Origin of the sequence: Paenibacillus spongiae (assembly GCF_024734895.1) — a bacterium.
Classification (GTDB): Bacteria; Bacillota; Bacilli; order Paenibacillales; family Paenibacillaceae; genus Paenibacillus_Z; species Paenibacillus_Z spongiae.
The window spans coordinates 5,058,838-5,077,897 of sequence record NZ_CP091430.1 but is presented as its reverse complement, the minus strand read 5'-3'; the positions used below and the strand labels follow the sequence as shown (position 1 = coordinate 5,077,897).

Below are 19,060 nucleotides of genomic sequence, written 5' to 3'. Positions count from 1 at the left end.
ATGCTTAAGAAACGATTAACGCTGGATCAGACCAGAGCGATGTGGGGCATCATCTTCTGCGTCCCGCTCATGATTGGGCTCGTCATGCTGTTCCTGCTTCCGCTCATCCAATCGTTCCGGTTCAGCCTAAGCTCCATTGAATTGGTGGAGGGCGGCTTCTCCGTCATCTATGAGGGATTCGAGAACTTCAACAGCTTGTTCACCTCCAATGCGGATTACCCGAGAGCGCTGACGGAATCCGTCGTGAACATGGTAGTCAACGTGCCGATCATCATCATCTTCAGCTTGTTCGCCGCCGTGCTGCTGAATCAGAAGTTCAGAGGACGCGCACTGGCCAGAGCGATCTTCTTTCTTCCGGTCATTCTCGCTTCCAGTGCGATCGCAAGTCTGGATATCAGCAGCTTTGTCGGAGGAGCGGTAGCTTCCTCCGGCGGAGGCGATGCAGGCGGGAACCTGCTGCAAAGCTTCGAGCTGAAGAAGGTCATGCTGGAATCCGGCCTTTCACCGATACTGGTTGATTATGTAACCGGAGCGGTTGACCGGATCTATGAAATCATTAGCTCCTCAGGCGTGCAAATTCTTATATTCCTGGCAGGCCTGCAGTCCATATCGCCATCCCTTTACGAGGCTTCCCGGATTGAAGGGGCGACAGGGTACGAAATCTTTTGGAAGGTCACCTTCCCGATGCTTACACCGCTTATACTGACTAATTTGGTTTACTCGATCATTGATTCATTCAGCCATAACGATATCAATAAGCTAATATCCGAGACGGCCTTCCGTACGTTCGATTTCGGCTTGAGCGCCGCGATGTCATGGGTTTACTTTGCCGTCGTCGGTATCGTTCTGCTCCTATCGACCTGGCTGATCTCGAAGAAAGTGTTCTATTATGACTGACGGGAGGAAAGGAAGATGAAAGGACCCGCCGCTTACGCCGAACAATTCGTCATCACTTACAATCCCGCGGAGAAGACAAAGAAATGGGTATGGATTATCCTTCGCGCACTGCTGGTTACCGGCTTCTGCTTCATCATATTGTTTCCGCTGTTTCTCCGGCTGTCGGTCGCGTTCCGCAGCAAAGCAGATATTTACGACCCGACCGTCCTGTGGATTCCGAAGCATTTTACGCTGGATAATTTGAAAATTGCCATCGAAACGACGGAGTATTTCTCGACGCTTCTGAACACGGTGCTTATATCGAGCGGTACGACGCTGATTCAATTGGCGTCATGCGCTCTGGCGGCCTATGCCTTCGCAAGACTCAAATTTAAGGGCAGCGGCCTGCTGTTCGCGCTGGTCATCTTCACCATTGTCGTTCCGCCGCAAACGATCATGATTCCGCTTTATCTGACCTATCGGTACTTCGATTTCTTCGGACTCGTCGATCTGTTCTCCGGCAAGGAGAGCGTCAACCTGATCGACACCTTCTGGCCGTTCTTGATTTCATCTGCGACTGCCATGGGGCTTAAAAATGGACTGTATATTTATATTTTCCGCCAGTTCTTCCGAGGGATTCCGAAAGAAATTGAAGAGGCTGCGCTGGTAGATGGAGCCGGTGTGTTCAAGACCTTCTATCGAATCATGATTCCGAACGCAATCCCTGCGGTCGTTACCGTTCTGCTGTTTTCCTTCGTATGGCAGTGGAATGACAGCTACTATGTTTCCTTGTTCCTCAGCAAAGTGAAGGTGCTGTCGACAGGACTTATGGACATGGGGGTCTTGATCGGCGGCGAGCCGGATCCCGTGTATCAATCGATGCTGATGAATACAGGCGTTTTGCTGACGATGGCGCCGTTGATTCTGTTGTACTTGTTTGTTCAGCGTTATTTTGTCGAGAGCGTGGAAAGAACAGGCTTGGTCGGTTAATCCAATGAGATGGGCATCAATTCATAACTGGAGGAAACAGACATGGAGAAGGATGGACTGCTGCGCGGGTTTCATATGCGATTCGGATCGCATGAAGATGTCGGCAATTTGAAGAGAGTCATTCGGGATGCGTTAGTTCCGATGGGCGTCAATGTATTGATACTGGAGTGCAACACCTCCTTCGTCTTCGAATCCCATCCGGAAGTATCCGGAGGGACGCTGACGAAGCAGGATGCAAGAGAGCTCTCCGCTTTATGCAAGGAGAATGGCATACGTCTTATTCCATTATTAGAATGTTTGGGGCATCAGGGCTGGGGAGGGGCTCGCAATTCGCTGCTGCGGGCTCATCCGGAATTCGATGAAACGCCGCATGTTCCTGCCGATGCGAAGTGGCCGGATTTCTATTGTCCGAGCTGGTGCCCTTCACATCCGGATATCAATCCGCTCGTCTTCGATCTGATGGATGAGCTGCTCGATGCATTCGAAGCCGATGCCCTGCATGTCGGCATGGATGAAGTATTCGCCATAGCCGATGAGCACTGTCCGCGCTGCAAAGGGAAGAACAAAGCGGAGCTGTTCGCGCAGGCGGCCTGCGACTATTATGAGCATCTCGTCAAGAAACGGAACGTGCAGATGCTCATGTGGGCCGATCGGCTGATCGATGCCGAGGGCATGGGCTATACGCAGTGGGATGGGGACGTGTACGGCATTTGGCCGGCCGTGGACCGCATTCCGAAGGATATTATTCTGTGCGACTGGCATTACGATAAGCTCGATGCGTATCCGTCCGTTGGACATTTATTGGATAAAGGATTTACGGTATGGCCATCCAGCTGGAAGACGCCGGAGGCTGCGCTGGACCTGCTTGAGCAATCCGTCCGGCAAGCGAAGGAGCGCGACGCATTCGACCGCATGCCGGGCATGCTGGTGACCGGATGGAATGCAACGGGGGAGAAGCTGGTCGCAGCCCTTTTCGGCGATGGGGATTTGGGTGAGGACCCGGGCGATATTCGCGGCATAGCGGCTACGCTGCGAACGGTAATGGAGAAGCTGGAGACGGATTTTCGAACCGTGAAGGAATAATTATTGATATTGGAAAACCTGTTGGATTGATCAAGCCTCGGGTTGCACAGGAAGGACTTCACCTATTGGATGTGAAGTCCTTTTTAATTTCTGCAGAGTTTATATCGCCATTGGCAAAAAGGGGCTGTAAGATCGAAAAAGGGCGTTACAGCGGCGCCCGCAGTCGGAGGAAGGAGCTGTAAGTCCGTTTTAAGGTCTTACAGCCTCCGTGGCACGGGTCCGCACCAGCGAAACGCGTACTCGTCAGAAGTCAATAAATGATACGAGTCTCCTCTTTGCCCGGATGAAAGCTTTTTTGCTCGTAACGGATCAGCTCCCGAAAACGCAGCGAGGCTGCCGCAGCGTCTCTGCGGCAGCCTCGTGGCGGTATCGTACCGTATTCATTTAGTCAGCAAGAAATAAACTTTTGCTCATTTTTACTTGTTCAATCATATGACCGATATTTCCTTCGCCAGCAAATTGACTCATATCAAAAAAGTCTTGATTCAGATCAGACCAGAATAATTCATTTTCATCCCCGGAGATTACCGCGTCACCCTTCAACTTACCCACATAAACTTCAACATAACAGCTCTGAACATAATATTTAAAATCCATTAGATGATGCAAAGTAACGTCGTCTTTGGATATGCTGCTTTCCTCAAATAATTCTCTATATGCGGCTTCAATCCCCGATTCACCGCTCTCGATTTTTCCGCCAATCAGATTATTTAATCCTTTATAGGGATTCTTTAAACGTTTGCACATAAGCAGCCGAGTCATATCTTTATTGTATATCATAAGAACGTTATATCCTTGCATGATCCAGATGTACCCCCCCTACTTTTCAAATATATTCTTGTCATAATTCGGTATCTTTTCTCAATTATCCTGCCCGATCGTTCAACGCTGACCATTAATGATCCGCCTCAGCGATTCAATGCGTGCATCTTTGTGTTGTTTATCCATCTCATGCTGAACCCCTTATCCAGAAAACTGTGAAGGTCTCAAGTTATTGACAGTATAGGAGTCTATCCATATAATAGTCATAGCAATTATCGCTATGTCAAGTAAAATGGAGGCTGAACTTGGAACTAGACAAGTATATCGGTGTTCTTGTCCATCGGGCAGATCTGAAGCTATCGAATTATTATCAAAAGACGGTCAATCCCTTCGATATTACGATCGATCAGTGGGAGATTCTGGTTGTGCTGTGGGATCATGAAGGCATCACGCAAAAAGAGCTCGCGGAACGACTCTACAAGGATCAGACCAACGTCGCGCGAATGCTCTTCAAGCTGGAGAATAAAGGGTTCATCCAACGTCAGATTCATGAGACGGACCGGAGAGCGCTTCGGGTGTATCTGACGGATAAGGGCCATGCGGTCAAGGACGATATTCTGGAGATCTCGATACAGGCGTATCAACGGACGATCGCAGGCTTGACTGAAGAGGAAGTCGACCAGTTCAGAAGGACCTTGTCCATCATTCACGACAATGTCAAAGATTTATAAATCAGGAACGAGAGAAAGTGCAGGTACATCATGAAAACGACGACAATAAGCATACCCAAGGAGAGCATATTCGACGCGCCTTACCGGGCTTTGACAATCGGAATCATACTTGCCGTAACAACCGTCGCATTCGAAGGGCTGGCCGTCACGACAATCGCTCCCAAGCTAGCGCAGCAATTGAACGGAATCCAGCTCTATGGCTGGATTTTCACCGCCTTCATGCTCGCGCAAATCATCGGGACGATGGTTATGGGCAAACAAGTCGACAAGCGCGGCGTCGTGCAGCCTTTCATTTGGGCGATCGCCATCTTTGTAGTAGGAATCGTAATCGCGGCATTATCCTTTAATATGCTGATGTTGATTGTCGGCCGGGCGTTTCAGGGGTTCGGAGCAGGCTCCATTATTACCTGTGTCTACTATAGTATTACGCTCAGCTATCCGGATAAGATCAGAACGAAGATTTTGGCTGCATTCTCTAGCGCTTATATTTTGCCTGCATTAATCGGTCCTTATATAGCCGGATTGTTAGCCGAGTTCATATCATGGCGGTTTGTGTTCTGGTTTGTTCTTCCGTTGATCGGTTTGGCTGTTTTATTGACGCTGCCTTCATTCCGCAGTATTCAGACGAGCAAGCGGACTCCTGCCCGGAAGGGCGGCAAAACCGAGCTGTACGCGATTCTGCTGGCGGCCGGAACAGGGCTGCTGCTGACCGGTTTGGGAGCGATTACGGAATGGAAAGGGATTGCCCTCGCCATCGTCGGGATGATTCTCATGCTTCGTCCGTTAAGGCACCTTCTCCCGGAAGGCAGCTTCCGCGTGAAGAGGGGATTAGCGGCGACGATCATTACAAGAGGCTTATATTTTGCCTGCTATATTGCTGCTGAAAGCTATGTGGTGTTGGCCTTCACGGAATTAAAGGGCTATACGGCGGATATTGCGGGCTTAATCGTCGCGGCAGGTTCGCTTGCCTGGTCGTTCGCAGCTTGGCTGCAGTCGAAGCTGGATGAGAAGGACGGCGGCAGCGGCAGGGAGAAGCGGGTTATCGTCGGAATTGGGATTATGATCATCGGAATCGTAATGGTCCTTGCGACCGTCGGGTGGTCAGGCGGCGGGATTATGCTCGGGGCAATGTCTCAGGTACTCGCAGGCTTCGGAATCGGCTTCGCGAATCCAACGACGGGCGCGATTGCCCTGCAGCATGCAAGCCACGGCAAGGAAGGCGAGGTTTCGTCGAACATTCAGTTTATTGATGCGTTCGGACCCGGTCTCGGCATCGGTATAGGGGGCGCGCTCATCGCCATCAGCGAATCGTTAGATTGGGGCATCTATACCGGGATCATGCTGGCAATATCGATTCAGCTGATATTCCTTCTTTTAAGCTTTACGGTTGCTTTCCGGATCAAGACACGGAGAAGCTAATGGAAAATGGAACGTTCTTTGTGAGCAGCTTGCTTGCTCGGGAACGTTCCTTTTTTTGTGCCAATGGAATGAAGCGAACGAAGTGACGGTGGAGTATCCAGGCAGCGGTCGGTGTACGAATAATCCTTCCGAACGATAGATTAAGGGATTCTTTTTGCCAGGGGGCTCAAGCGCTGCGCTATAGACTTGGGAGGGATTACTCGATAAATAGACCTAGAGCCTTCCGTTCGTATTCAGCCTTTCGATGGGAATAAAGTATCAATTGTAAAAATTAGGAAGGTGCTATGGCTCGGGGCGACGGTCGTATGGAATCCGAAGGACAGCTCCATTACGGCCAAGAAGGCGGACACGACGATCCAATTGAAGCTCGGCAGTGTACGGGCGAAGAAGAATAACCAGGAGATCACGCTCGGGGCTGCCGCCCAGCTGGTCAACACGCACACGATGGTCCCGCTGCGCTTCATCAGCGAGTCGCTAGGGGCCGATGTCAAGTGTGATCCGACTACAAAGACCATCACGATCACGACGCAAGGCTAAAGCGGCATTCAGGTAGATCAATGAAATAGAGGGGTTGGAGTAGAGGCCGCCGGGCAGGCGGATTGAATCCGATCGTTCAAAATAGTTAACCAAGAAGGCCTCCCTAATTGTGGAGGCCTTCTTGGTATTAAACTGATGCTCAGGTTGATTCAGTTTCAGTTATCTTACCGAAAGCGAATGGAATAATCCGGATTGCTGCACTTCGTTATAGAAGCGGTTGAATTCTTCGATATTCAGCTGTTGGGCCGCATCCGACAAGGCGACTGCAGGATTCGGATGAACCTCTACCATAATGCCGTCCGCGCCTGCGGCAAGAGCGGCTTTGGCGCAAGGGGCGAGTATATCTTTGCGACCCGTCGAATGGGTGACATCCACGAGAACAGGCAGATGGCTCTCCTGCTTCAAGATCGGCACGGCGGAAATATCAAGCGTATTTCGCGTTGCTTTCTCGTAGGTGCGGATACCGCGTTCGATCAGCATGACCTGTGTGTTCCCGCGCGACACGATGTACTCCGCTGCATGCAGGAATTCGTCGATGGTGGCCGCCAATCCGCGCTTAAGCAGAATAGGGGTGCGTACATCGCCGGCTGCCTTCAGCAGCTCGAAATTTTGCATGTTCCGCGCGCCGATTTGAATAACGTCGATATAATCGCACGCAAGCTCGATATGGGCGGGATCGACGATTTCACTGATGGTTTTCAAGCCGAATTCATCGGCGACTTCCTTCAAGATTTTCAAGCCCTCGATTCCGAGACCCTGAAAATCATAAGGGGATGTACGGGGCTTGAAGGCGCCTCCGCGCATGACCGTTACGCCTGCCTGCTTCAGCGCCGCAGCGACTTGGCGCACCTGCTCGTAGCTCTCGACCGAACATGGTCCGGCGACCATCATCGGCTTGCCGCCTCCGACGCTAGCCTCTCCAAGCTGAACAACCGTATCTTCCTTCTGTCTCTTACGGCTGACAAGCAGCTGCTTCTTGACGTCCGTTTGCTGCAGGTTCAAGGATGCTTGAAAAATTTGCTTGAACAGCTGACGAATCGTATTGTCATCGAACGGTCCGGAATTGCGGGCTGCCAATTCCTCAAGCATGCGCTGCTCGCGGACAGGATCAAACTTCGGCACACCCTGTTTTTCTTTTTCATGTCCAATTTGCTGGGCAATAGCCGCCCGTTCCGACAGCAGTTCCAGCAGCTGCATATTGATGACGTCCAGTTTTCCTCTAAGCTGTTCCAAAGTTCCTTGGCTCATAGCCTTCCACTCCTTTTCGTTCTGTTTGTAGTGATGTTGAAAAACAAAAAAGACCCCTCGCCGCAAGGGACGAGGAGCCGTGGTACCACCCTAATTAGACATCTGCGCCTTGGCCTATGGGGCAAGGAACCGATCTCTCACTTTGCCCTTTAACGCAGGGGATACGGGTATCCTTCGGGGTTGCCCGCAGGGGGCAGCCGTTTGGGACCGGCTCGGGAGTGAACTTCGGCGGGGGTGTCTGCTCGGGTGCTCTCAGTCGATGGCACTCCGTTCCTGTTAGCGGCAATCCCTGCTTACTCTTTCCGTCATCGCTTTAAATACATTTGATTGAGACTCATCTTAAACCGTTGATCCGGTTTCGTCAAGCCCATGTTTTACCGCGTGCTTGCTTTGTCGCAGTGAATGATCTTTGTAACCGCTATGCAAAAAATGAATGTCTTCATGTCAAAATGCATAGAGTCTCGAAATAATGTATACAATTAATAAATTTAGTTGACATTCAATCATGACTGATTTATATTCTAGTTGATATTGGAGCGCTTTCATCCCGTATTTGCTCGCGGTTTGACGCTTGACGCCGCTTGCGATACCGTTAAGAGGCTGGTACATTTGAGCGGCATGGATGGTCCTGGCTGAAGGAAGCGCATCTTATTCCAATCCAAATTATAGGGAGAGTGTTTGCATGCGTTTGACCGAAGCCCAGATTGATTTTTTTGAAACATTCGGATTTATTAAATTTCCGCAGCTGCTGGCCGACAGTGTCGATTGGATTACAGACGAGTTTACGAAGACATTTCCCGATTACGAAGGAATTAAGCCGCATGACGGAACGCAGCGTACTTGTATAGCGCGTTTTATCGATCAGCGTGAGAAGATGAACACGTTATTGGACGATCCGAGAATCAAAGCGATTGGCCAAACTCTGGTTGGCGACGATTTCAACTACATGGGAAGCGACGGTAATTATTATTCAGGCGAAACCGGCTGGCATCGCGACGGCTATCATCATAAATACAGGCATATCAAAATTGCGTTCTACCTGGATCAACTGGGCGGCAACTCGGGCGCGCTCCGTGTTATTCCGGGCAGTCACCGGCTGGATGACCAGTACGGCAAGGATTTGACCGAGAAAATGCGCAAAAGCAGCGAGCTGTGGGGAATCACGGGCAGCCAGGTACCGTCGGTAACATTGGATGTGACGCCGGGCGATCTCCTCGTGTTCGACCACAATACATTCCATGCTGCGTTCAATGGCGGTCCGAACCGCAGAATGTTTACGATGAATTTATGTGAGCGCTACCGGGAAGAGGATCTGCAGGAGCTTCGCGATTATATCTCCGGAGCGGCACGCTTCTGGATCGACCGGGCCTTTACCGACATCATGATGAATACCGCATCGCCAAGCCGGATGGTCCATCTCGAACAGGTTATGGCCAATGACGGTCATCTGGCTGAACTGAGCGCCAGGATGCGTGAAACGATGCCCGAGCCTGCCCGCGGCTAATCGAAGCTAGCCTCACCTGATCGGATACCCCCTTCTAAAGTTATAAGGAGGGGGTTCGTTGTATTCATACATCCAAGCCGCTTCTATTGTTGACACTATTTGGCGATAACTGATAAAATTATTTGGATAAGTGCGTATAGGCAGCTGACTTATGGCAGGGGAGGCAGACGAATGACAAAGTACGACGATCCTTTGGCCAGAACGATGTACACGAAAGATATCGTCAAGAAATTGCGGACCGATATCATACTAGGCAAATATAAGCGGGGTACCCGACTGATCGAGTCGAAGATTGCCGAGCAAATGGGGATAAGCCGTGCGCCCGTTCGGACCTCGCTCCAATTGCTGTCGCAGGAAGGGCTTGTGCTGAGCCTGTCCAATGGCGGAACGGAAGTCGTCGGCTTCTCGACGCGGTACTGCACCGATTTATTCAACCTTCGGTTAACGCTGGAGCTTCAGGCCGTCGAGACTTTGCTGGCTAGTCCGACCTTTCATTACCGTCCGATCTTCGATATGATGGAACAGTTCGAACAGCTCATGAACGAGAAGACGGAAATAACGAGCGGGCTGACTTCGCAGCTCGATATTCAGTTTCATCGAAGCCTGTTGATTATGTCAGGAAACCAGCCTCTTCTCGTTGCTTGGAATACGATGGCGAATATTCTTCAAGCCGTTCTGGAAATTACGAACATGACAAAAGACAGCTTCACGGAATTTTATGAAGATCACCGCAGAATCGTGGATCTCATTATCCAAAGGAATCCAAAGTGTTTGGATGAATTGCGTGAACATATTACGATCGCCCGCAATATTATTACGGATCGGATCAGCAAGACGTTGGAAGACTGACAGGTTCAGCGTCGTTTCATTCTGGTCATACATGCGAAAGGAGGCGCCAACGGGGCGCCTCCTTTTTTATTCGTCCTATGCACGTAGAACATTACGGTTATTGTTCCAGCTTTTCGTTCAAACTACCGAGGCAGAAATTGATCGATCAGCTTATCTGCGAACAGATAGTTGGCTTCCTTCGTGCGTCCGGCATTATGCGGCGTGTGCACGACGTTATCCCGTCCCAGCAGCGGATCATTAAGCGGCAAAGGCTCGATATCGAAAACATCGGCAGCCAGACTCAATTCATCGGCCAGCACGCGTCTGCGCAATTCGGTCATATCGCAAATATCCGCACGGGTTGCGAGAACGACCAGCGTTCCCGTCGGAAGCGCCCGAATATGCTCGGCGGTTACAAGTCCCCGGGTCTTCTCGGTCAAAGGCACCATCGGAACGAAGATTTCCGCGTCCTGTACCAGCCGGTCCAGATGCCATTCTTTCCGCGATCCGGCTCTATGGAAGGAAGGCTCGGTCGCGAATGGATCCCAGGCTGCCACATCTGCGCCCAGCATATTGACAAAGCTGGCATAGCGGCTGGCGATGTTGCCGGCACCGACGATCCGGATCCGCTTGCCTTCTACAGTACCGTTCGTGAACCGCGGGTCATCTCCGAATTGTTCACCGCGCGCGCCGGGCCTGCCAATGCCGTCAGGCGGCGAATACGACCATGGCTGGTGGCTCGTAATCATCTCGTGATGCGTTTGCGGGATCCGCCTCAAGCCGCATAAGGTGAGCGCGAGCGCAAACTCGCTGACCGATTGCCCCCAGAAGCCTTCAGACGGATGGGAGTATAGGCGGACATTCCGCTGCTTCAGCGATTCGACCAGCTCGGCCGTAGGCGTGAATTCATACCCTCCTGGAAGGATGACGGCCTCCTCAAGCGCAGTGAACCCGTTCAAGCAATCCAAGGTCGCGGGTACCTGCAGCAGGACCAGCCGAACGACGGATTCCGGGTTGTCGGCTACATCGCCAAGCTTCTGGGTGGAATGAGGGTCGAGCCGGATGAGAACGGCATCTCCATCCTTCTGCAGCTGCTGTTGAAACCGGTCGGCCGCATACGGCCAGGTACGATCAAATGAAGGGTGAACGACAATTAAACTTTTCATCTTTCTTGCCTCCCTGAATATCGCTGCCAGTTAGATTCTATAGCAGCTGATTGAATATCTCCATTGAAAACATAAACGCGATAGCGGGACGTGGAGGATTGACCATCAGCCAGTTGCCAAGCTCCCGCTATAGAACGGCTCGGCGCTATGCCGAACTGATAATCCACCCGCCAAGGGGATGGATGCTCCTCATTGTCCGGATGGTCCATGATGGCGATACCGGCAACGTCCTCACGGCCAACGATCGGCATGCTGACGGCTCCCCAGCGGGCACGCTGGCCTTCCGCTTCCTCGCGCCCCATTCCTTCGCTATTCGTGAAGCAGCCCCCGAGTTCCTCCCGGTAAGGCATGCGCAGAAACAATCCTCCGTATGGCGATTCACCGAAGCGGATATCTTTCTCCGCTTGCAGAGTCCATTCCATATCCAGTTCATAATCGGTGCCATTGTCGGTGAAGGTCCACTGCTGCCGCTCCACCAGGATCGCCTCGCCGCCCGGCTCGCGCCATTGCGTCTTTACGGTCCAGCCGGCCCGATTATCCGTTGCGTTGACATGGCTAATTGCAAGAGGATGGAACGTGCCATCCGAAGGAGCGCCCGTTAAGCCCTCCGACCAGAACCCGAAGCCGTTCACGTCATTCAGTCCGACATACAGTCCATGCTGCCAAGGATGATGAGGAGGCGCATCCTCCGTAAGGATGCCGATTCCGTCCGGAGCGAGTATTGGGTGTATGTACGGACGTTTGTCAGGCTCGGCCAGCTGTACGAGGAGCGGCGTGTCCTGTCCTTGGCGGTATAGAGCAAGCCGATGATCCTTGCACTCGACACGCAGAGCGCCCGTTTGCATAATATTTCCGTTCATGTATGCGCCTCCATTATTGTCCGAATTCGGTGCGGAAATCAGGCAGCTGCACCGGCTCGCCGTTCTGCATAGCGGATATGTGCGCGCATAAGCCGGCACAGGTCCAGTTCGCCGAGGTGAACGCATCCGGGAACGGCGCGCGCTGCTCGAGAATGCTCATGACAAATTCATGCGCCAGATGAGGATGCGAACCGCCGTGACCGCTTCCCTGCTTGAACGAAAGATGCTGGTTTTCGTCCGAGTCGTAGATGCCTTCCATCGTATACTTGCGGATTCCTTCCGGAAGCAGGTGGGCATAATCCGGAATTTGAATGCGCGCGCCGTCTTCTCCGTTAAATATGACGGGCTGCTCCGCTTCCAGCTGCTGCCATTCGAAGCTCTTCTTGTCCGCATAGACGTCGAAGCTTTCTACGTATTCGCGGGACGTCTCGAATAACGAGCGCGTAACCTCCATGGCCAGGTTGGAATCCTTCAACCGGAAGAGCGCGGACTCGACTGCGAAGGGGGATTGATAGACTGCGGCGAGCCGCTCCGCAATTTGTCCGGAGCCGAGACAGTAAACCCGTTCCGCTTCCTTCTCTGCCAGCGCCAGCAGCGGACTTACCGCATGCGTCGCATAATGCATGGGGGGAAGTCCTTCCCAATAGCCGGGCCACCCGGCCATCTCCTGCTGATGGGCTCCGCGCAGAAACTGGATTCGTCCCAGTTCTCCGCTGTCCCTAAGGCTCTTTACATAAAGAAATTCACGCGTATAGACAGCCGTTTCCATCATCATGTAGTTCTTGCCGGATTCTTGCTGGGCAGCGATAATCCTGCGGCAATCCTCGATCGAGGTCGCCATCGGCACCGTGCAGGCCGTATGCTTCCCGGCCTTCAGCGCGGCAATCGATTGCTCGGCATGATCGGGAATCGGGGAATTGATATGCACGGCATCAATGCTGTCGTCCTGAAGCAGCTCCTCGAAGCTTGTATAGCGTTTGGCAATGTTGAAACGGTCACCGATAAGATTCAGATTGTCCTTCGAACGTTGGCAGATAGCGACCAGTTCCGTGTCGGGGTGATTCTGATAAATGGGAATAAATTCTGCGCCGAAACCTAGGCCGACGAGGGCGATCTTAATTTTTTTACCCATGCTAAAAACCTCCCAGCTATGAATTAACCTAACTATAGTACATGGCCGCAACGAATTGAAGGAACTTTTACGCAATTCAATTGTGATTATTTACCTTGACGGTTAGAGGAGAAAAAGCTTATAAATTGGTTAGGTTCTAGAATCGAAAAGGTTGACTGAGGGGGACTTGTCTTGCGTTTTTTAGAGGAGCTGTCCATAGCCGGCGGGGGAACGAGGAACCGGCAGATCGCCTTGTTGATCGAAACGTCCAATGAATATGGGAGAGGGCTGCTGCGCGGCATTCATTCCTATATTCGCGAGAACAAGCCCTGGTCGATCTACATGGGCGAGCAGAGCCGGAGCCAGACCGATTTGACCTGGCTGAGCGGCTGGCAGGGAGATGGCGTTATTGCAAGAATCGAGAATGAAGAAATCGCTGCCCACATCCGCCGCCTCGGACTTCCGACCGTGGATCTAAGCGCTTCCCGGCTTATTCCCGAGCTTCACTGCGTTGAGACGGACGATCAATCGATCGCCCGGCTTGCCGTACAGCATTTGATGGAGAGGGGTTTCAAGCACTTTGCTTTCTGCGGCGAGGAACGTTTTACGTGGTCCAGACAGCGACAGAATCATTACGTAAGGCTGCTGGAGGAATACGGCCTTTCCTGCAGCATCAACAGCTTGGTATACGGGAAGACGTGGAATGAGGAGCGGCGGGATATGGCAGCATGGGTGAAGTCGCTGCCGAAACCGGCGGGAATTCTAGTCTGCTACGATATTCTGGGGCAGAAGCTGCTGGAGGCCTGCCGCCTTGCGGGGGTAGCTGTGCCTGATGAAGTCGGCATTATCGGAGTGGATAACGATGAGCTGCTCTGCAATTTATCCGACCCGCCCTTATCCAGCATTGTGCCGAATGCGCTGGAAACGGGTTATCGGGCGGCGGCGCTGCTCGAGCAGATGATGAACGGCGAACGGATCGAGAGCGGCATTACCTCGATCCAGCCCCTTGATATCGTAACGCGGATGTCGACGGATGTCGTTGCCGTGGAGGATAAGCTAGTAGCGGATGCCGTACGCTTCATCCGCGGCAAGATTTATGAAGATATCAATGTCGGCGATCTGCTGAAGGTGTTTCCTGTATCGCGGCGGTCTTTCGAGGGCCGGTTCGAGCGTTCGCTCGGACGGACGCCGCATGCTTTCATCGTCGAGATGAAGGTCAAGCTTATTAAGGAATTTCTGACGGAGACGGAGCTGAACTTATCCATGATTGCCGAACGGATCGGCTTCAAGCATCTAGAGTATATGAGCGTGTTATTTAAACGGGAAACCGGGATGACGCCGAACGATTATCGGCAGAAGGCCAAAGGAAAAACCGATTAGCATGCCGCACGGACACCATTAATCCATTTCGCAAATGGGATATCCGTTTCACATATATACGTCTGTAAGCGATTGCAGTATAGTAGGTACTCATTCAATAGACTTTTCGCCTATTCACATAATACGTCTCGCATACTTCGGTTGGTTAGCATTCATCATTCGGAGGTGCCGTAAGGAAATCATGATGTTGAATAGGAAACAGCAGAGAGAGAATAAGCAACTAAGGGGACGAAGAAAATTGAAGAAGATACCGCTGTTCTATAAATATTTGATCTCTTATCTTGCGCTCCTCATCATCCCGCTGATGCTGATCGGACTCCTTGTTTATAATCACTATGTAGCGATCCTGCAGGATGAAATAACGTCCAACCATCAGCGGATGCTGGAGCAGATTCAAGATTCCTTCGACACGGAAATCATGGAGCTTCATAAGATCTCCGCTGAAATCGCTTTCAAGCCGGAGCTGACCCCATACCAATTGAAGCAAAATATGTACAATGCGGTTAAAGCGAAAAATTTATTCCTCAACTACACATCCGCCAATGCATTCATTAAAGAGGTTTTTCTCTATATAAAGGACCAGCCCTACATCTATTCCGGATCGAGCACGTACCCGGCGTCGTTGTTTATCGACACGTTCTACCGGTATGAGGACTGGACCTTCGAGCAATTCACGAAGGATATGAATACCCTCAGCCGGCCGGTGCTCCGGCATTCGGAGGCGATTACATCGGAGCGGTTGACCGATGACCGGGTATTGACGTATATGGTGCCGCTTCCCTTGAACAGCGTATCGCCTTATGGCTCCGTAATTTTCATGATTGAAGAGCAGACGGCACGCAAGATGCTGCAGGGACTTCATGAGAACAGCGACGGGAATACGATCATCCTGGACGACCGGGGGGAGTTAATCGTCTCCTTGCGCGATGCGGCATATTTGGATCAGCCGGGCTTCTATCAGTCGGCGCTGCAGCTTCCAAGCGGGACGAGCACGAAGCAGGTAGACGGCAAGGAATATGCGTTCTCCACTGTCCGGTCGAACGAATTCAATTGGACCTATATCACGATGCTTCCGATCGAGCAATTCATGGAACGCGTCGATGAAGTGAGAACCAGAGCGCTCTTATCGCTCGGCATGGTCTTAGTGATCGGGAGTGTGCTTATATATGCGCTGATGCATGTAAGCTATCATCCGCTCAGACGATTCTTGCTATTCGCGGGCAAGCAATGGGGCGAGTCCTACCGGAATTTGAACGATGTTACACATGCGGTCCACAAAATAACCGAAGAAAAGCAGAGCATGGGTCGTGCCTTGATCGACAGCCGGTTAGCCGTCCATGAACATATGCTGGTCACGTTAATAACCGGCCGGGTGACGGATCCGGAACCCTTCATGGAGAAGGCCGGGGAAGCGGGCATCCGCTTCACCAAGCCATGGCTGCTCGTTGTCCGGCTGGCGGTTCGCGATATGGAAAGCTTTCCCGGACAGCAGCAATCCGACATGCTGCGGGGAATGGAGCGGCTGATGCGGGATCGATTCGAATGCTACCGGGTCGTCGGACTGGAGGGACCGGTCGTCAATTATATCGTTGCGATCGATTCCGAGGAAGGCGATTGGGCAATTGAAATGAAAGCCGTGCTCGGCGGCATCCGGGAGCTCTACGGCATTGATATTACAGCGGGCGCAGGAAATCGCCGCCAAGATATCCGCCAGCTCGGGAAGTCGTTCATCGAGGCTTCGACGGCGCTCGATTTCAGGCTGCTCAAGGGCTACAACGAACTGATTCTGTACAGCGACATCGCCATGCAGACGAACCTTGGCTACACCTATCCAAGACAAGCTATCGAAGCCATGGAGGTATTGATTCGCCAAGGGGACACGGAGTCGCTCAAGAAGGCGGTCAGAGGCATCCTGGGCACCATTGAATCCAGTGCGATGCCGCTTCATATGGTGAGATGCATCTGCTATGACATGATCAATTGCATCATTAAAGAAATGTACCGGATAAAAGGGACGCTTGATGCAGGGAAAGGACCGTATCCCGACGTGTTCAGCTTGACGAAATTCGATACGATTCAGGAGCTGGCAGCCGTTATTGAAGTGATGTGCGAGCGCTTGTGCGCGGATATCGTTCAAGCACAGGCGGAATCGAAGTCCGCCGGGCAGAAGCAAGAGATGTTAGTTTACATTCAGAACAATTATCATGACCAACAGTTCTCGGTCCAGAACATGGCGGATCGCTTCTCGATATCCGCATCGTATTTGAAGCGTCAATTCAAGGAGCAGACCGGGAAGACCATCACCGATTTTCTTAATCACTACCGGATGGAGCAAGCGAAGCATCTGCTTCGGACGACGGACATGAAGCTGAAGGACATCGTGCAGCGGATCGGTTACTTCGATGTGCCGAGCTTTATCCGCAAGTTCAAGCAGGCCTTTCAGGTTACGCCGGGCGAGTACCGTAAGCTCTACGGATCGAATGAGCATGACAGTGCATAGCTAGTGAAATCAGAGCCTCCGCCAGCTTGCATCTCGCTTGCGGGAGGTCTTGCTTATATGCGGAATCGGTCGCGAATCCGTATCGGCAATCGAGAATACGTTCCGCATATTTACGATTGCCGTTCCCATCCCCTATCGTTAGAGGAGCCGCGGCGTTAACATGTGTCGACTCAAGGGGGTTATGAAAACGAGTTCACCGCAATCAACACTTCTTCTGTCCAAATGGAAGCGGATACGCAAACAATATCAATTGTATTTGTTTCTGTTTCCGACGATCCTGTTCTTTATCGTGTTTCATTATATCCCGATGTATGGCGTCACGATTGCTTTCAAAAATTTCATGGCGAGCAAGGGGATCATGGGGAGCCCGTGGGTCGGATTCGAGCATTTTGAACGGTTCTTCTCCTCGTATAAATTTTCCACCGTAATGTGGAACACGCTCATCATCAACTTGTACGAGCTGATTATCGCTTTTCCGATTCCGATTATTATGGCGCTGCTGCTAAACCAGGTGGCGAACGCAAGATTCAAGAAGCTGGTACAGACCGTAACGTATGCGCCGCATTTTATATCGGTCGTCGTCATTGTCGGCATGCTCTACTTGTTCCTGTCTCCGCGCAACGGATTGCTCAATCAGCTGATTGTATGGTTTGGAGGCGAACCGGTCTTCTTCATGGCCAGCGCGGAATGGTTCAAGACGATCTTCGTCTTCTCCGGCGTATGGCAGAATGCGGGCTGGTCGATGATCATTTATTTGGCAGCATTAACGGCAGTCAGTCCGGATTTGCATGAAGCGGCCGTCGTCGACGGGGCAAGCAAGTTTCAGCGTATTCTGCATATTGATCTGCCGTCTCTCCTGCCTACGATTATGATCCTGCTCATCTTGAATATCGGGAGCTTCATGGCCGTCGGCTTCGAGAAAATCTATCTGATGCAAAATCCGCTCAATATCGGATCGTCGGAAGTGATTCAAACCTACGTCTACCAGACCGGTTTGTTAAGCGCCCAATACAGTTATTCGGCTGCTGTCGGTTTGTTCAACTCCGTCATCAACTTTATCCTGCTTGTCGGATTCAATCAGCTGGCGAAGTCGCTGAAGCAGGCAAGCTTATGGTAGAGGAGCTGAATACGAATTGACAATTAAAGCACACGCCAAGGACCGATGGTTCGACTTTCTGAATTACAGTTTCCTGACGCTGCTGATGCTGATCGTCTTGTATCCTTTATACGTGATCGTCATCTCGTCCGTAAGCGATCCGAACAGCGTCAATGCCGGCCAAGTATGGCTGCTGCCGAAAGGGTTTACGCTGGAAGGCTACGAACGCATCTTTCAGGATGAGCGGATCTGGAGAGGCTACAGCAACTCCTTGCTCTATACCTCGCTTGGAACCGCGATTAACGTTGTGCTGACGCTCACGGCCGGTTACGCGTTATCCCGGAATATCGTCGGCAGGAACTGGTTTATGTTTCTTATCGTATTTACGATGTTTTTCGGCGGGGGCCTTATTCCGTCTTACCTGTTGATCAAAGAGCTCGGTATGTATAATACCATCTGGTCACAAGTGATCCCGACCGCAGTCGGCGCGTGGAATATCATTATTACGCGAACGTTCTTCGCCCAGACGATTCCGAATGAATTGCACGAAGCGGCTGAAATGGACGGCTGCTCGGATGCGGTATTTTTCTGGAAAATCGTACTGCCTCTGTCAACGCCGATTATTGCGGTTATGGTGCTGTTCAGTGCCGTGGGACACTGGAATTCATATTTTCAGGCATTGATTTACTTAAGAGAGGAAGCGCTCTATCCGCTCCAAATCGTCCTTCGGGAGATATTGATCGTGAATGAAACGCAAGAGAATGCGTTAACGGCCGCGCAATCCGATTCCGAGATGCTGCGGATCGTCGACGTCATGAAGTATGGGATTATTATCGTCGCCTGCTTGCCGGTGCTCGTCCTGTACCCGTTCCTGCAGAGGTATTTTGTCAAAGGGGTCATGATCGGGTCGATCAAAGGATAAGGACAAGGGCGGTCATTCAACCTTACAGATAGAAACATCGAAACATC

The 19,060-nt window shown here is 51.6% G+C and carries 17 protein-coding genes; 12 read left to right on the top strand and 5 right to left on the bottom strand.

Features of this window, described 5'->3' with window-relative positions; translation table 11 throughout:
* Genes L1F29_RS23090 through L1F29_RS23080 form a run of 3 tightly spaced genes read left to right on the top strand, consistent with a single transcriptional unit; the run spans position 1 to position 2,949 of the window.
* Positions 1-897 carry a carbohydrate ABC transporter permease gene (locus L1F29_RS23090; protein ID WP_258384391.1) on the top strand — a complete coding sequence of 299 codons (897 nt, stop codon included), beginning with the start codon at positions 1-3 and terminating at the stop codon, positions 895-897.
* Positions 898-912: 15 nt separating this feature from the next.
* Positions 913-1,866, top strand: coding sequence for a carbohydrate ABC transporter permease (locus L1F29_RS23085; RefSeq protein WP_258384390.1), 954 nt, complete (start codon positions 913-915; stop codon positions 1,864-1,866).
* Between the two features lie 42 nt (positions 1,867-1,908).
* Entirely contained in the window at positions 1,909-2,949 is a 1,041-nt protein-coding gene (locus L1F29_RS23080) for a family 20 glycosylhydrolase (RefSeq protein ID WP_258384389.1), read from the top strand.
* 384 nt (positions 2,950-3,333) lie between these two features.
* Here the strand turns inward: L1F29_RS23080 and L1F29_RS23075 are convergent, their stop codons facing one another.
* Positions 3,334-3,750, bottom strand: a complete 417-nt coding sequence (locus L1F29_RS23075) for an NUDIX hydrolase (protein ID WP_258384388.1) — start codon at positions 3,748-3,750, stop codon at positions 3,334-3,336.
* 266 nt (positions 3,751-4,016) lie between these two features.
* Between L1F29_RS23075 and L1F29_RS23070 the strand changes: the two genes are divergently transcribed.
* The 3 genes from L1F29_RS23070 to L1F29_RS23060 all read left to right on the top strand — a co-directional run bounded on the left by L1F29_RS23070 (position 4,017) and on the right by L1F29_RS23060 (position 6,398).
* Positions 4,017-4,442 carry a MarR family winged helix-turn-helix transcriptional regulator gene (locus L1F29_RS23070; protein ID WP_258384387.1) on the top strand — a complete coding sequence of 142 codons (426 nt, stop codon included), beginning with the start codon at positions 4,017-4,019 and terminating at the stop codon, positions 4,440-4,442.
* 30 nt (positions 4,443-4,472) lie between these two features.
* Positions 4,473-5,861 carry an MFS transporter gene (locus L1F29_RS23065; RefSeq protein ID WP_258384386.1) on the top strand — a complete coding sequence of 463 codons (1,389 nt, stop codon included), beginning with the start codon at positions 4,473-4,475 and terminating at the stop codon, positions 5,859-5,861.
* Positions 5,862-6,140: 279 nt separating this feature from the next.
* Positions 6,141-6,398 carry a copper amine oxidase N-terminal domain-containing protein gene (locus L1F29_RS23060; RefSeq protein ID WP_258384385.1) on the top strand — a complete coding sequence of 86 codons (258 nt, stop codon included), beginning with the start codon at positions 6,141-6,143 and terminating at the stop codon, positions 6,396-6,398.
* 159 nt (positions 6,399-6,557) lie between these two features.
* On the opposite strand, the gene L1F29_RS23055 is transcribed toward L1F29_RS23060, so the two are convergent.
* Positions 6,558-7,646, bottom strand: a complete 1,089-nt coding sequence (locus L1F29_RS23055; protein WP_258384384.1) for a bifunctional 3-deoxy-7-phosphoheptulonate synthase/chorismate mutase — start codon at positions 7,644-7,646, stop codon at positions 6,558-6,560.
* 682 nt (positions 7,647-8,328) lie between these two features.
* Between L1F29_RS23055 and L1F29_RS23050 the strand changes: the two genes are divergently transcribed.
* Both L1F29_RS23050 and L1F29_RS23045 read left to right on the top strand, forming a co-directional pair.
* Entirely contained in the window at positions 8,329-9,150 is an 822-nt protein-coding gene (locus L1F29_RS23050; RefSeq protein ID WP_258384383.1) for a phytanoyl-CoA dioxygenase family protein, read from the top strand.
* A 171-nt stretch (positions 9,151-9,321) separates the two neighbouring features.
* On the top strand, positions 9,322-9,999 hold the full coding sequence (locus L1F29_RS23045) for a GntR family transcriptional regulator (protein WP_258384382.1): 678 nt from the start codon (positions 9,322-9,324) through the stop codon (positions 9,997-9,999).
* A gap of 122 nt (positions 10,000-10,121) precedes the next feature.
* On the opposite strand, the gene L1F29_RS23040 is transcribed toward L1F29_RS23045, so the two are convergent.
* The 3 genes from L1F29_RS23040 to L1F29_RS23030 are packed head-to-tail and all read right to left on the bottom strand — an operon-like array spanning position 10,122 to position 13,136.
* Entirely contained in the window at positions 10,122-11,144 is a 1,023-nt protein-coding gene (locus L1F29_RS23040; RefSeq protein WP_258384381.1) for an NAD(P)-dependent oxidoreductase, read from the bottom strand.
* Positions 11,141-12,004, bottom strand: a complete 864-nt coding sequence (locus L1F29_RS23035; RefSeq protein WP_258384380.1) for a DUF6807 domain-containing protein — start codon at positions 12,002-12,004, stop codon at positions 11,141-11,143. Before L1F29_RS23035 ends, L1F29_RS23040 begins: the two co-directional genes overlap by 4 nt.
* Before the next feature lie 13 nt (positions 12,005-12,017).
* A complete protein-coding gene (locus L1F29_RS23030) occupies positions 12,018-13,136 on the bottom strand; it encodes a Gfo/Idh/MocA family protein (protein WP_258384379.1) in 1,119 nt (372 codons plus the stop codon).
* A 171-nt stretch (positions 13,137-13,307) separates the two neighbouring features.
* On the opposite strand from L1F29_RS23030, the gene L1F29_RS23025 reads away from it, so the two are divergent.
* From L1F29_RS23025 to L1F29_RS23010, 4 genes are all read left to right on the top strand, one after another.
* Positions 13,308-14,495, top strand: a complete 1,188-nt coding sequence (locus L1F29_RS23025) for an AraC family transcriptional regulator (RefSeq protein WP_258384378.1) — start codon at positions 13,308-13,310, stop codon at positions 14,493-14,495.
* Positions 14,496-14,733: 238 nt separating this feature from the next.
* Positions 14,734-16,995 carry a helix-turn-helix domain-containing protein gene (locus tag L1F29_RS23020; protein ID WP_258384377.1) on the top strand — a complete coding sequence of 754 codons (2,262 nt, stop codon included), beginning with the start codon at positions 14,734-14,736 and terminating at the stop codon, positions 16,993-16,995.
* Positions 16,996-17,176: 181 nt separating this feature from the next.
* The gene (locus L1F29_RS23015; protein ID WP_258384376.1) at positions 17,177-18,112 is read left to right on the top strand and encodes an ABC transporter permease; all 936 of its coding nucleotides are present in this window, start codon (positions 17,177-17,179) and stop codon (positions 18,110-18,112) included.
* A 16-nt stretch (positions 18,113-18,128) separates the two neighbouring features.
* Positions 18,129-19,013: a carbohydrate ABC transporter permease gene (locus tag L1F29_RS23010; protein ID WP_258384375.1), complete on the top strand. Its 885-nt coding sequence runs from the start codon at positions 18,129-18,131 to the stop codon at positions 19,011-19,013.
* The last annotated feature ends 47 nt before the right edge of the window (positions 19,014-19,060 follow it).